This window comes from Nocardioides sp. (assembly GCF_029937575.1).
GTDB lineage: Bacteria > Actinomycetota > Actinomycetes > Propionibacteriales > Nocardioidaceae > Nocardioides.
Genome location: NZ_JAPYPS010000045.1, coordinates 16884 through 30866 on the forward strand (window position 1 = coordinate 16884; position 13983 = coordinate 30866).

The window sequence follows — 13983 nt, forward strand, 5'->3', positions numbered from 1 at the left end:
GAAGTGCCGGCCATCGGGGGGCCGGGACGCGAGGAGCGCAGTGAGCGACACGAGGGGCCGGTCCGAGACGGGGCTCGCCGACCGCAATCACCGTCAGGGACGCGGGTCGACCCGGGCGGGCTTCGCGGTGCTGTGGGTCGCCATCAAGCGTGAGCCCGGGGTCTTCGCGATCTCGACGGCCGGATCGATCCTCTTCGGCGCGCTGACCGTGGCCGACGCCTGGGTGCTCGGCTGGTCGACCGACAACGTCGTGCTGCCGGCCTTCCGCGACGGCGAGGTCGACGGCGGGCTCCTCTGGGCCATCCTCGCGCTCTTCATGGGCGTGGCCATCCTGCGGGCGGTCGGCATCGTCGCTCGCCGGGTCGGCGCGGGGGTCATGCAGTACCGCCTCCAGGCCAGCACCCGACGTGCCGTCACCCGGCGCTACCTGGCGCTGCCGATGGAGTGGCACCAGAAGCACCCGACCGGGGAGCTGCTCTCCAACGCCAACTCCGACGTCGAGGCCGCGTGGGGCCCGATCGCGCCGCTGCCGATGGCCGTCGGCACCGTCGCGATGATGGTGATCGCGATCGGTCAGATGCTCGTGGCCGACCTGGTCCTGGCCGTCGTCGGTCTGCTCATCTTCCCGGCGATCATCGCGACCAATGTCGTCTACCAGCACCTCTCTCAGGGCTGGGCGACTCGCGCCCAGGAGCTGCGTGCCGAGGTCAGCGAGATCGCGCACGAGTCCTTCGACGGCGCCATGGTCGTCAAGACGCTCGGCCGCGAGCCGCAGGAGACCGAGCGCTTCGCGGCCAAGGCGCGCGAGCTGCGCGAGGTCAACATCCGCGTCGGCCGGATCCGGGCGGCCTTCGACCCGATCCTCGCCGCCCTGCCGAACGTCGGTGTCCTCATCGTGCTGGCCGTCGGCGTCTCGCGGGTGAGCAGCGGCGCGGCCGTGGCCGGCGACGTGGTCACGGTCGCCTACCTCCTGACCATCGTCTCCTTCCCGATCCGCTCGATCGGCTGGCTGCTGGGCGAGTTTCCTCGCAGCGTGGTCGGCTACCGCCGCGTCGACACCGTGCTGCGCAGCACCGGCGAGATGCCGTACGGCGACCAGCCGGCGCCGACCGGGACCGGTGGTGTCGAGCTCCGCGTGGAGGACCTCGGCTACGGCTACGAGCCCGGTCAACGACTCCTCGAGGGACTCTCCTTCGTGGCCGCCCCCGGCAGCACGATCGCCCTGGTCGGTGCGACCGCGTCGGGCAAGAGCACCATCACCACGTTGCTCACCCGCCTCGTCGACCCCCACCGCGGTGCGATCACGATCGACGGCGCCGACCTGCGCGACCTGGCGCCCGGCGCCCTCGCCGAGCAGGTGGCGATCGTCCCGCAGTCCGCGTTCCTCTTCGACGACACCATCCGCGGCAACGTCGCCCTGGGTGCGGACGTCTCGGACGAGCAGATCTGGGCAGCACTGCGTGTCGCCCAGGCCGATGGCTTCGTCGAGCAGCTGGCCGAGGGGCTGTCCACCAGGCTGGGGGAGCGGGGCACCTCTCTCTCCGGAGGGCAGCGCCAACGCATCTCCCTGGCCCGGGCCCTCGTCCGACGTCCTCGGTTGCTGATCCTCGACGACGCCACCTCGGCGGTCGACCCCGAGGTGGAGCAGCGGATCCTGGCCGGACTGCGCAGTCACGACGGCGGACACGGCAGCACGTCGGACGGCAGCAGCGGGACCACCCTGGTCGTGGTCGCCTACCGCAAGGCGACCATCGGCCTGGCCGACGAGGTCCTCCACCTCGAGGGAGGCAGGATCGCCGACCGGGGCACGCACGCCGACCTGCTGCGCCGCTCCCCGTCGTACGCGCGCCTCGTCAACGCCTACGAGCACTCCTCCGAGCAGGTCACCCGATGACGACCGTCGAGCGCCCCGCCGAGCCCGATTCGGAGCCCCCCGACCCGTCCGAGCCGTCGGAGCCGTCCGAGCACACGGCGCCGGGAGGAGGAACGCGCAACCGGACCAACGACACCAGCCTGGCCACGGGCGAGGACCTGGGCGCGATGGCGACAATCCGACGTGGTCTCCACTACTCGCCCGAGCTCAAGGACGGCATCGCCGGCACGCTCCTGCTGGCCGTGCTCGCATCCGTCGGCCAGGTCATCGTGCCGATCGCCGTGCAGCAGACGCTCGACCGCGGCCTCAACGGCGACGGAGGTCCCGACACCTCCTTCACGGTGCTGATGGGGCTGGTCGCAGCCGGCGCGATCGGGGTCACGACCTGGGCGTCGTACGCCATGACGAGCCGGCTGTTCACCACTTCCGAGCGTGGCCTGGCCACGCTGCGGATCAAGGCGTTCCGCCACGTCCACGACCTGCCCCTCCTCACGCAGAACACCGAGCGTCGCGGTGCCCTGGTCTCCCGGGTGACCAGCGACGTGGACCAGGTGAGCCAGTTCCTCGTCTTCGGCGGACTGCTCTTCATCATCAGCGTCGGCCAGATCCTGATCGCGACCGTGGTCATGCTCGTCTACTCCTGGCAGCTGACCATCGTGGTGTGGGTCTGCTTCGCCCCGCTGTTCCTTTCGCTGCGCTTCTTCCAGCGCAAGCTCTCCGAGGCCTACGGCATCGTGCGTCACCAGGTCGGACTGATGCTCTCGGCCATCTCCGAGCCCGTCGTGGGGGCGGCCGTGGTCCGCTCGTACGCCGTGGAGGCGCGCACCCAGGCCCGCATCGACGAGGCGGTCCTTCGCCACCAACGCGCCAGCGTGCGAGCCCAGGGCTACACGGCGTTCTCGTTCTCGCTCGGCGGGGTCTCCGCCGGGCTGGCCAACGCCGGCGTCCTGATCGTCGGCATCTGGCTCGGGTTCGCCGGCGACATCACCTCCGGCACCGTGCTGGCCTTCGCCTTCCTGGTCACCCTGTTCGTGGGGCCGGTGCAGATGGGCACTCAGATCGTCACCGAGGCGCAGAACGCGATCGCCGGCTGGCGACGGGTCCTGGGCATCCTCGACACCCCGGCCGACCTCGTCGACCCCGGCCCCGACGGACACGTGCTGCCGCGCGGACCGATCGACGTGCGCTTCGCCGACGTCGGCTTCGCCTACCCGTCCGGACCACCGGTGCTGCGCGCCGTCGACCTCAGCATCGGCGCGGGTCGACGGATCGCGATCGTGGGGGAGACCGGGTCCGGCAAGTCCACCTTCGCCAAGCTTCTGACCCGGCTGATGGACCCCACGACAGGAGCGGTCCTGCTCGACGGGATCGACGTGCGCGACATCTCCGAGACCTCGCTGCGCAGCAGCGTCGTGCTGGTGCCGCAGGAGGGCTTCCTCTTCGACGACACCATCAGCGCCAACGTCCGCTACGGGAGGCTGGCGGCGACCGAGGCGGAGATCCGGGCGAGCGCCGACGAGCTCGGTCTGGACGACTGGCTCGCCGGACTGCCGCACGGTCTCGAGACGCGTGTCGGCCAGCGGGGTGAGTCGCTCTCGGCCGGTGAGCGTCAGCTCGTCGCTCTGCTGCGGGCCCACCTGGCCGATCCCGACCTGCTGGTGCTCGACGAGGCCACGAGCGCGGTCGACCCCCAGCTCGAGATGCGCATCGGGCGCGCCCTCGAGCGGCTGATGTCGGGCCGGACGTCGGTCACCATCGCTCACCGGATGTCCACCGCGGAGAGCGCCGACGAGGTCGTGGTGGTCGACCGCGGTCGGATCGTCCAACGCGGACCCCACGCGGTGCTCGTGGCCGAGCAGGGGTCGGTCTACGCCGGTCTGCACCACAGCTGGGCGGCGCAGACCGCCTCGTCATAATGGGAGCGTGACTGCTCTCGACCCCGCCATCACCGCACGCCTCAAGCGCAGCCCCGACCCCGACGACCCGCAGGGCTCCTCGGGCCGTGGCCTGGTAGCGGCCATCGCGCAGCAGCACGACACCGGAGAGGTGCTGATGATGGCCTGGATGGACGACGAGGCACTGCACCGCACCTTGACCACCGGGCGCGCGACCTACTGGAGCCGCTCACGCCAGGAGTACTGGGTCAAGGGCGACACCTCGGGCCACGTCCAGTGGGTCAAGGAGGTCCGTCTCGACTGCGACGGCGACACCCTGCTGGTCAAGGTCGACCAGGAGGGCGCGGCGTGCCACACCGGCGCTCGCACCTGCTTCGACGACGGGCTGCTGGGTGCCTGAGGTCCGCGGCCGCCTCGTCCCGGTCGTGGTGGCCGGGCTCGCCTCCGGCGGGTTGGCGGCTATCGCGGGCAACCAGGACTGGGCGAGCATCGACCGCGGTGGTGACGCAACGGCGACGGCCTTCTCCTCGGCCGCGGCCTCGACGCTCGACGCCACCGCTCCACCGGTGACGGCCCTGGCTCTCGTGCTGCTGGCGACCTGGGGCGTGGTCCTGGTCTCGCGGGGTCGTGCCCGCCTCGCGGTGACCTGGCTCGGGCTGCTCGCCGCCCTCGGTGTCGTCGGGTTCGCCGTGGCGGCGTGGCTCGCGACTCCGGGCAACCTCGTCGACGTCAGGGCCAGCGTCGAGGTGGCGGCCTCGCGCACCGTCTGGTCGTACGTCGGTGTGCTCGCCGCGCTGGTCGCGTCGGGGACCTCGGTGCTCGCGGTCCGCTCGGTGGGGCGCTGGCCCGAGATGGGGCGCCGCTACGACGCCCCCGGGGACGGCACTGCCGCGCCACCGCCCGCCGTACCGCTGGAGGAGCAGACCAACCTCGACCTCTGGCGCGCGATCGACGACGGGCGTGACCCGACGACCACGACCGATGGCCCGACCGACGGGGTCAGGCACTAGGGTTGCCTCAGCCGCGCTGACCCGCGGCATCGAAGTCGTACGTCACCGAAGGAGCACCATGTCTGACAACCACGGCAACACTCCCGCCGCCTGGAGCGCGGTCGCGGTCGGGCTGCTCGGGTTCGCCGTGGGCGGCGCCGGGCTGATGCTCAGCCCGATCAGCTACCCGGTCTTCTGGGTCGGCGTCGCGCTGGTCGGCGTGGCCGGGGTCCTCTTCGTGGTGATGGCCAAGATGGGCTTCCACGAGACCGGTCACTGACACAGCCGATGAGCCAGCATCTCGTCGAGGCGCCGCCGCAGGGGACCGCGCGGGGACGACGGATGCTCGCGCCCCTCGCCACGATCGGTGGCCTGGGCCTGGCCACGATCGCCCTGCACCTGCGCGACCCGCACGAGTCGGGGTCCTGGGGGCTGTGCCCGTCGGCGGCCCTCGGCTTCTGGTGCCCGGGCTGCGGGGGTCTGCGGGGGGTCAACGACCTCACCGACCTGCGGATCGTCGACGCGGCCTCCAGCAACCTGGTCCTGGTGCTCGCGATGCCGGTGATGATCTTCCTGCTGGGGCGCTGGGCGCTCGACTCGTGGTCCGGGCGCGTGCGCGGGCCGATGGACCACCGCGTCAGCGCCGTGCTCCTCACCCTCTCGCTGACCGCGTTGGCGGCCTTCACCGTGCTGCGCAACCTGCCCGCCGGGAGCTGGCTGGCTCCCTGACGGGCAGGCGTTGCGCGAGGACGGTGACGGAGTGGGTCAGTTGACCTCGAAGTAGAAGTTGCCGGTCGCCAGCAGGATGATCTGCAGGACGCCGAAGAGCGTCCCGATGATCCCGAGGACGAGGCCGGCGGTGGCCAGGCCGCCGCCGGGCTGCCCGTTGGCCATCTCCTTCTTGGCGGTGTTGGACAGGAAGAGCGCCACGGGTCCGAACAGGATGCCGCAGCACAGCAGGCTCAGGATGCCGGTCACCAGGGACCAGATGGCCTTCTGGTTGGTGCCCTGCGGGACGGCGCCGTAGCCGCCTCCGGGAGCGCCGTACTCGGGGGGCGGCGGGGGCTGGTTGTAGCTCATCGTCGGCTTTCCTTCCGGTGGTGGGCTCGGTCTGCCCGGGCTCGCCTCAGACCCTATGGCCTGGCGTGCCAGACTTGCGGAGTTCGCGGGCATGAATTTCCGACCGCGCTCGCAGTTCGTGCCCATCCAGCACCAGTCCAAACCCGCCCAGTCCAGACCAGCCCAGCCTCAGCGAGGAGCAGTCGTGTCCGTGCTCGACGACATCGTCGACGGAGTCCGGATCGACCTCGCGCGACGCGAAGCCGAGCGGCCCTTGGTCGACGTCCGCGCGGCGCTGGCCGACGCGCCGCCCCCGCGCGACCCGATGGCGCACTTCCGGGCGCCCGGCTCGAGCGTCATCGCCGAGGTCAAGCGACGCAGCCCCAGCAAGGGCGACCTGGCCGAGATCCCCGACCCGGCCGCCCTCGCGATGGAGTACGCCGCCGGCGGAGCCGCCGCGATCAGCGTCCTCACCGAGGAGCGTCGCTTCGGCGGCAGCCTCGCCGACCTGTACGCCGTGCGTGCGGCCGTCGACGTACCCCTGCTGCGCAAGGACTTCATCGTCGAGACCTACCAGCTCGTCGAGGCCCGTGCTGCCGGGGCCGACCTCGCCCTGCTGATCGTGGCTGCGCTGGACGACGACCGGCTGCGTCGCCTTCACGACGAGGCGCGCGAGCTCGGGCTGACCGTGCTCGTCGAGGTGCACGACGAGCCCGAGACCGAGCGGGCCGTCGACCTGGGCGCCGAGCTGATCGGCGTCAACGCGCGCAACCTCAAGACGCTGGCCGTCGACAACGACACCTTCGGGCGCCTGGCGCCCCTGCTCCCGGACGACCGCGTCGCGGTCGCCGAGTCGGGCATCACCGACCAGGACGACGTGGCGCGCTTCGTCGGTGAGGGCGCCCGCGCGGTGCTGGTCGGCGAGGCCCTGGTCAAGGACGGAGCCCCGCGCGCAGCCGTGGCCGGCATGACGGGACTGACAGGACTCACGACAGGAGCGCAGGCATGACGGCTGACGGCGTGCAGGACCCGACCATCGACGCCTACGGGGCGGACGAGCGCGGCTGGTTCGGTGACTTCGGCGGGCGGTTCATGCCCGAGGCGCTGATCGCTGCCCTCGACGAGCTCACCGACGCCTGGCACGACGCTGCTGCGGACCCGGCCTTCGGGGCCGAGTTCGACGCGATCCTGCGCGACTACGCCAACCTCCCCAGCCCCCTCTACCTCGCCGAACGCCTCAGCGACCAGGTCGGTGTCCGGGTGCTGCTCAAGCGTGAGGACCTCAACCACACCGGCGCCCACAAGATCCGCAACGTCCTGGGCCAGGCGCTGCTGACCAAGCGGATGGGCAAGAAGCGCGTGATCGCCGAGACCGGCGCCGGTCAGCACGGTGTCGCCAGCGCCACCGCGGCGGCGTACTTCGGTCTCGACTGCACCGTCTACATGGGCGCCGTCGACGCGAAGCGTCAGGCCCTCAACGTCGCCCGCATGCAGCTGCTGGGCGCCACCGTGATCACCGTGGACTCCGGCAGCGCCACGCTCAAGGACGCGATCAACGAGGCGCTGCGCGACTGGGTCGCCAGCGTCGACCACACCGCCTACCTGTTCGGCACCGCCGCAGGACCCCACCCGTTCCCCAGCATGGTGCGCGACTTCGCCCGGGGGATCGGTGACGAGGCCCGCGCCCAGTGCCTGGAGCAGATCGGCCGGCTCCCGGACGCCATCGCGGCGTGCGTGGGAGGCGGCTCCAACGCGATCGGGCTGTTCCAGGCCTTCCTCGCCGACGAGGACGTCCGCGTCTGGGGCTACGAGCCGGGCGGGGACGGCGTCGAGACCGGTCGTCACGCCGCGACCATCCACGCCGGCGACAGCGGGGTGCTCCACGGGGCCCGCACGTTCGTGCTCCAGGACGAGGACGGTCAGACCATCGAGTCGCACTCGATCTCGGCCGGCCTGGACTACCCCGGAGTCGGGCCCCAGCACGCCCACCTGGCGCGGGTCGGACGGGCGTCGTACACCCCGGTCACCGACACCGAGGCGATGGAGGCGATGGCGCTGCTCAGTCGCACCGAGGGCATCATCCCGGCGATCGAGAGTGCGCACGCGATCGCCGGCGCCCTGCGTGACGCGCCGCGACTCCTCGCCGAGTGCGGTCCCGACGCGACCATCCTGATCAACCTCTCCGGTCGCGGCGACAAGGACATGGAGACCGCCCTGGAGTGGTTCCGACTCGGCCAGCCCCAGGGGGAGACGGGCGGGGAGGCCTCATGAGCAGCCACAGCGTGGCCACCGCCTTCGAGAAGGCGCGCGCCGACGGCCGTGCCGCGCTGGTGGGGTACCTGCCAGCTGGGTTCCCGGACGTCGCAGGCGGCATCGAGGCCCTGCAGGCCATGGTCGCGGCCGGGTGCGACGTCATCGAGGTCGGGCTCCCCTACAGCGACCCGGTGATGGACGGACCCACGGTTCAGGCCGCGGCGCAGCAGGCGCTCGAGGCCGGGTTCCGCACCACCGACGTCCTGCGCACGGTCGAGGCCGTCGCCGCGACCGGCACACCGACCCTGGTGATGACCTACTGGAACCCCGTCGAGCGGTACGGCGTGGAGCGCTTCGCCGCCGATCTGGCCGGCGCCGGGGGAGCGGGCCTGATCACTCCCGACCTCACCCCCGACTTCGCGCCCGAGTGGATCGCCGCGGCCGACGCCCACGACCTCGACAAGGTGTTCCTGGTGGCGCCGTCGTCGACCGACGACCGCCTGGCGATGACCGTGGCCGAGTGCCGCGGCTTCGTCTACGCGACGGCGGTCATGGGCGTCACCGGCGCCCGGGCCAGCAGCAGCGACCTCGCGGGTCCCCTGGTCGCGCGCACCAAGGCGGTCACCGACCTGCCCGTGGGCGTGGGGCTCGGGATCAGCAACGGGGACCAGGCCGCCGAGGTCGCGTCGTACGCCGACGCCGTCATCGTCGGCTCCGCCATGGTCCGCACGCTCCTCGACCACCCCGACGACCGGGCCGCCGGGCTGCGGTCCCTGTCGGCACTGACCGAGGACCTGGCCGAAGGAGTACGTCGCGGTGCGTGACCCCCGTGCCCGCGCCGTGCGCTCCGGACGCTCCGGGCTCGGCGCCGTCGTGGCGACCCTGCTCCTGGCGCTGACGGCGTGCGGTGGCGAGGCCGACGTGCCGTTCTCCGGACGTCCGCTCGACTCGCCGTACGTCGTGCCCGACGTGGACCTCGTCGACACCGACGGCGACGCCTTCTCGCTCGCCGCCGACACCGACAAGCGGCTGACGATGGTCTTCTTCGGCTACACCCGGTGTGAGGACGTGTGCCCGGCCGTGCTCAGCCACCTCGCCTCCGCGCTGACGCGCCTGGACGACGACGACCGCTCCCAGGTCGACGTCGTGATGGTCACCAGCGACCCCGACCACGACACACCGCAGGTCATCCGCGACTACCTGGACACCTTCGACCGCTCCTTCATCGGCGCCACCTCCGACTTCGACACGATCGTCGACGTGGGCCGCTCCCTGGCGGTGGGCATCGACCGCGACGACCCCGGTGGGCACACGACCCAGATCCTCGGGGTCGACACCGCCGACGAGGCCCCGATCTACTGGGGTCAGGACACCACTCCGGCCCAGTTCGCCTCCGACATCCACACGCTTCTCGAGGACTCCTGACGTGACCCTGACCATGCTCTCCGGGCTGACCGCTCTGTCGATCCCCAGCCCCTCCTCGGGTGTCTGGTACCTCGGCAGCATCCCGATCCGCGGCTACGCGCTGTCGATCATCCTCGGCATCGTCGTGGCCATCTACATCGGCGAGCGACGCTGGATCGCCCGCGGTGGGCGAGCCGGCGACGTGCAGGACCTCGCGGTGTGGGCGATCCCGTTCGGCCTCGTCGGTGCCCGGCTCTACCACGTGGCGACCGACTCGGGCCTCTACTTCGGCGAGGGCAAGTCACCGATCGAGGCCCTCTACGTGTGGCAGGGAGGCCTGGGCATCTGGGGCGCCGTCGCGTTGGGCGCGGTGGGCATCTACATCGGCGCGCGTCGCAAGGGCATCCGGCTCCTGCCGATGCTCGACTCGCTGGCCCCCGGCGTGATCGTCGCCCAGGCGATCGGGCGGTGGGGCAACTGGTTCAACCAGGAGCTCTACGGCAAGCCGACCGACCTTCCCTGGGGCCTCGAGATCGACCCCGAGAACTACCCCGGCGGGCTCGACTTCCCGGCGGGTACGACGTTCCACCCGACCTTCCTCTACGAGTTCCTGTGGAGCCTGGGCGTCTTCGCGATCCTCGTCTGGGCCGACCGGCGCTTCAAGCTCGGCTTCGGCCGCGTGATGGCGCTCTACGTCATGGGCTACACCCTCGGCCGCGGCTGGATCGAGGACCTGCGCATCGACTCCGTCGAGCTCAGCGACGTCGGAGGCCTGCGGTTCAACGTGTGGACCTCGATCGTGCTCTTCGTCGCCGCGGCGGCCTACTTCGTGTGGAGCAGCAAGCGTCACCCCGGCCGTGAGGACGACGTCTTCCGGCCCGGCTTCGGTCCCGCCGCCGAGGACGGCGTCGACCAGGGCGTCGACCAGGGCGTCGTCGACGACGAGACCCCGGCGACCTCGGAGGGCGATTCCGACGCCGACTCCGACGCCGACTCCGACGCCGACTCCGACGCCGACTCGGACGTGGAGTCGGAGCGGACCTGATCCACGGCCGACGAGGTGTCCATCACCGGGGTTCGGGGCCACCTCCGAAGTAACCCGGTGGTAATCTCGGGCTTCCGCCGCGTGGGCCAACGTTGTCCCCTGCGACCCACCGTTGCCGCCGGTCCGCCCCCTCGGGGGCAGCACGGCCGCAACCGACGCCGACGGGAGAACACCAGTGCCGTATCCGCACGCGTTCCCGCCAGTCCAAGGGCTCTACGACCCAGCCAACGAGCACGATGCCTGCGGTGTCGCCTTCGTCGCCACGCTGACCGGAGAGGCCTCCCACGACATCGTGGTCAAGGCCCTCACGGCGCTGCGCAACCTCGACCACCGTGGCGCCGCGGGCGCCGAGGCCAACTCCGGTGACGGAGCGGGCATCCTCATGCAGGTCCCCGACGCGTTCCTGCGCGACGTCGCGGCCGATGCCGGCTTCGAGCTGCCCGCCCCCGCGTCGTACGCCGTCGGGATGGCCTTCCTGCCCGGCGATGCCGACCAGGTCGCCACCACGCGTGCGCGGGTCGAGGAGATCGCCGCCGAGGAGGGCCTCAGCGTCGTCGGCTGGCGCGAGGTCCCGACCGACCCCGAGATCCTCGGAGCGGCCGCCCGCTCGGTGATGCCGGTCTTCAGTCAGCTCTTCGTCGCCTCCTCCGGCCAACGACTCACGGGGATGGGCCTGGAGCGCCTGGCGTTCTGCCTGCGCAAGCGCGCCGAGCGCGAGACCGACGTCTACTTCCCGTCCTTGTCCTCGCGCACGCTGGCCTACAAGGGCATGCTGACGACCGACCAGCTCGACAACTTCTTCCCCGACCTCGTCGACGAGCGCGTCGCCTCGGCGATGGCCGTGGTCCACTCGCGCTTCTCGACCAACACGTTCCCGAGCTGGCCGCTGTCGCACCCGTTCCGGTTCATCGCCCACAACGGTGAGATCAACACCGTCAAGGGCAACCGCAACTGGATGCGCGCCCGCGAGGCGCTGCTGGACTCCGACCTCATCCCCGGTGAGCTGGAGCGGCTCTACCCGATCTGCACCGAGGGGGCCTCCGACTCCGCGTCCTTCGACGAGGTCCTCGAGCTGCTGCACATGGGCGGGCGCAGCCTGCCCCACGCCGTGCTGATGATGATCCCCGAGGCGTGGGAGAACCACACCGAGATGGATCAGCAGCGCCGCGACTTCTACTCCTTCCACTCCGCGATGATGGAGCCCTGGGACGGACCGGCCTGCGTGGTCTTCACCGACGGCTCCCAGATCGGCGCGGTCCTGGACCGCAACGGTCTGCGGCCCTCGCGCTACTGGGTCACCGACGACGGCCTGGTCGTGCTGGCCTCCGAGGTCGGTGTCCTCGACCTCGACCCGGCCTCGATCGTCCGCAAGGGCCGGCTGCAGCCGGGGCGGATGTTCCTCGTCGACACCGAGGAGCACCGGATCATCGAGGACGAGGAGGTCAAGACCGAGCTCGCCGAGGAGCACCCGTACGGCGAGTGGCTCCACGCCGGGCTGATCCACCTCAACGACATCACCGACCGTGAGCACATCGTGCACACCCACGCCTCGGTGACGCGCCGTCAGCAGATCTTCGGCTACACCGAGGAGGAGCTGCGCGTCCTGCTCACCCCGATGGCCAACACCGGGGGAGAGCCACTCGGCTCGATGGGTACCGACACGCCCATCGCGGCGCTGAGCGACAAGCCGCGGCTGTTGTTCGACTACTTCACCCAGCTCTTCGCGCAGGTGACCAACCCGCCGCTCGACGCGATCCGCGAGGAGCTCGTCACCTCGCTCAACGGCACGATCGGCCCGGAGGCCAACCTCCTGGAGCCGACGCCGGCGTCGTGCCGCCAGGTCGTGCTGCCGTTCCCGGTCATCTCCAACGACGACCTGGCCAAGATCCGCCACATCAACCGCGACGGCGACATGCCCGGGTTCATCACCCACGTCTCGCGCGGCCTGTACGACGTGTCCGGCGGCGGGGCCGCCCTGGCCGCCCGGATCACCGAGATCTGCGACGAAGTCAGTGCCGCGATCGCCGAGGGTGCTCGCGTCATCGTGCTCTCCGACCGGCACGCTGACGCCGATCTGGCGCCGATCCCGTCGCTGCTGATGACCGCTGCGGTCCACCACCACCTCGTGCGGCAGAAGACCCGCACCCAGGTGGGGCTGCTCATCGAGGCCGGTGACGTCCGCGAGGTGCACCACGTGGCCCTGCTGGTCGGCTTCGGAGCCGCCGCGGTCAACCCCTACCTGGCCATGGAGTCGGTCGAGGACCTGGCGCGCGAGGGCTACTACGTCAAGGCGGAGCCCGAGGCCGCGGTCGCCAACCTGATCAAGGGGCTCGGCAAGGGCGTGCTCAAGGTGATGTCCAAGATGGGCGTCTCCACCGTGGCCTCCTACACCGGCGCCCAGATCTTCGAGGCCGTCGGACTCTCCCAGCAGGTCGTCGACGCCTACTTCACCGGCACGACGTCCAAGCTGGGCGGCATCGACCTCGACACCATCGCCGAGGAGGTCTCGCGGCGCCACGCCACGGCGTACCCCCGTGGTGGCGTGCTGCCCACCCACCGCGAGCTCGCGATCGGCGGTGAGTACCAGTGGCGTCGAGACGGTGAGCCGCACCTGTTCAACCCCGAGACCGTCTTCCGCCTCCAGCACTCCACGCGCGCCCAGCGCTACGACATCTTCAAGCAGTACACCTCCGCCGTCGACGACCAGTCGTCGGCGCTGATGACGCTGCGCGGGATGTTCCGCTTCAAGGGCGCCGAGCTCACCGGCCGCGACCCGATCGCGATCGAGGAGGTCGAGCCGGTCTCGGAGATCGTCAAGCGCTTCTCCACCGGTGCGATGTCCTACGGCTCCATCTCCAAGGAGGCGCACGAGACGCTCGCGATCGCGATGAACCGGCTCGGTGCGAAGTCCAACACCGGCGAGGGCGGCGAGGACCCCGAGCGGCTCTACGACCCCGAGCGGCGCAGCTCGATCAAGCAGGTCGCCTCGGGTCGCTTCGGGGTGACCTCCGAGTACCTCACCAACGCCGACGACATCCAGATCAAGATGGCGCAGGGCGCGAAGCCCGGCGAGGGTGGCCAGCTGCCCGGCAACAAGGTCTATCCGTGGGTGGCCAAGACCCGGCACTCCACGCCGGGCGTGGGCCTGATCAGCCCGCCGCCGCACCACGACATCTACTCGATCGAGGACCTCGCCCAGCTGATCCACGACCTCAAGAACGCCAACCCGTCCGCGCGGGTCCACGTCAAGCTCGTCTCCGAGGTCGGTGTCGGCACGGTCGCGACAGGTGTCTCGAAGGCGCACGCCGACGTGGTGCTGATCTCGGGCCACGACGGCGGCACCGGCGCCTCGCCGCTCACCTCCCTCAAGCACGCCGGCGGCCCCTGGGAGCTCGGCCTGGCCGAGACGCAGCAGACGCTGCTCCTCAACGGGCTGCGCGACCGGATCGTCGTGCAGGCCGACGG

13 protein-coding genes are annotated in these 13983 nt (G+C 71.1%); 12 read left to right on the forward strand and 1 reads right to left on the reverse strand.

What is annotated here, in order from left to right:
• Positions 1 to 40 precede the first annotated feature (40 nt).
• From Q1K33_RS14485 to Q1K33_RS14510, 6 genes are read left to right on the forward strand one after another with little or no spacing between them, the layout of a single operon-like run.
• Complete coding sequence (locus Q1K33_RS14485; protein WP_300405182.1) at positions 41 to 1894, forward strand: ABC transporter ATP-binding protein; 1854 nt, start codon at positions 41 to 43, stop codon at positions 1892 to 1894.
• Positions 1891 to 3789: an ABC transporter ATP-binding protein gene (locus Q1K33_RS14490; RefSeq protein WP_363319724.1), complete on the forward strand. Its 1899-nt coding sequence runs from the start codon at positions 1891 to 1893 to the stop codon at positions 3787 to 3789. The genes Q1K33_RS14485 and Q1K33_RS14490 overlap by 4 nt, the downstream gene beginning before the upstream one ends.
• 28 nt (positions 3790 to 3817) lie before the next feature.
• Positions 3818 to 4168 (forward strand): phosphoribosyl-AMP cyclohydrolase, encoded by a 351-nt coding sequence (gene hisI, locus Q1K33_RS14495; RefSeq protein WP_300405200.1) that lies wholly within the window; start codon positions 3818 to 3820, stop codon positions 4166 to 4168.
• Positions 4161 to 4778 carry a Trp biosynthesis-associated membrane protein gene (locus tag Q1K33_RS14500; protein ID WP_300405183.1) on the forward strand — a complete coding sequence of 206 codons (618 nt, stop codon included), beginning with the start codon at positions 4161 to 4163 and terminating at the stop codon, positions 4776 to 4778. The genes hisI and Q1K33_RS14500 overlap by 8 nt, the downstream gene beginning before the upstream one ends.
• A 58-nt stretch (positions 4779 to 4836) precedes the next feature.
• Positions 4837 to 5037: an HGxxPAAW family protein gene (locus Q1K33_RS14505; protein WP_300405184.1), complete on the forward strand. Its 201-nt coding sequence runs from the start codon at positions 4837 to 4839 to the stop codon at positions 5035 to 5037.
• 8 nt (positions 5038 to 5045) lie between these two features.
• Positions 5046 to 5486, forward strand: a complete 441-nt coding sequence (locus Q1K33_RS14510) for a DUF2752 domain-containing protein (protein WP_300405185.1) — start codon at positions 5046 to 5048, stop codon at positions 5484 to 5486.
• A 36-nt stretch (positions 5487 to 5522) separates the two neighbouring features.
• Here Q1K33_RS14510 and Q1K33_RS14515 read toward each other — a convergent pair whose 3' ends face one another.
• Entirely contained in the window at positions 5523 to 5837 is a 315-nt protein-coding gene (locus Q1K33_RS14515) for a DUF4190 domain-containing protein (protein ID WP_300405186.1), read from the reverse strand.
• Between the two features lie 184 nt (positions 5838 to 6021).
• On the opposite strand from Q1K33_RS14515, the gene trpC reads away from it, so the two are divergent.
• The 6 genes from trpC to gltB all read left to right on the forward strand — a co-directional run.
• Positions 6022 to 6825, forward strand: coding sequence for an indole-3-glycerol phosphate synthase TrpC (gene trpC / locus Q1K33_RS14520; protein ID WP_300405188.1), 804 nt, complete (start codon positions 6022 to 6024; stop codon positions 6823 to 6825).
• Entirely contained in the window at positions 6822 to 8087 is a 1266-nt protein-coding gene (trpB, locus tag Q1K33_RS14525; protein WP_300405190.1) for a tryptophan synthase subunit beta, read from the forward strand. The genes trpC and trpB overlap by 4 nt, the downstream gene beginning before the upstream one ends.
• Entirely contained in the window at positions 8084 to 8893 is an 810-nt protein-coding gene (trpA, locus tag Q1K33_RS14530; RefSeq protein ID WP_300405192.1) for a tryptophan synthase subunit alpha, read from the forward strand. Before trpB ends, trpA begins: the two co-directional genes overlap by 4 nt.
• Positions 8886 to 9494 carry an SCO family protein gene (locus Q1K33_RS14535; protein ID WP_300405194.1) on the forward strand — a complete coding sequence of 203 codons (609 nt, stop codon included), beginning with the start codon at positions 8886 to 8888 and terminating at the stop codon, positions 9492 to 9494. Before trpA ends, Q1K33_RS14535 begins: the two co-directional genes overlap by 8 nt.
• A 1-nt stretch (position 9495) precedes the next feature.
• Positions 9496 to 10518 carry a prolipoprotein diacylglyceryl transferase gene (gene lgt / locus Q1K33_RS14540; protein ID WP_363319725.1) on the forward strand — a complete coding sequence of 341 codons (1023 nt, stop codon included), beginning with the start codon at positions 9496 to 9498 and terminating at the stop codon, positions 10516 to 10518.
• 175 nt (positions 10519 to 10693) lie between these two features.
• Positions 10694 to 13983, forward strand: a 3290-nt coding sequence (gltB, locus tag Q1K33_RS14545) for a glutamate synthase large subunit (protein ID WP_300405196.1), incomplete at its 3' end; no start/stop codon positions are given.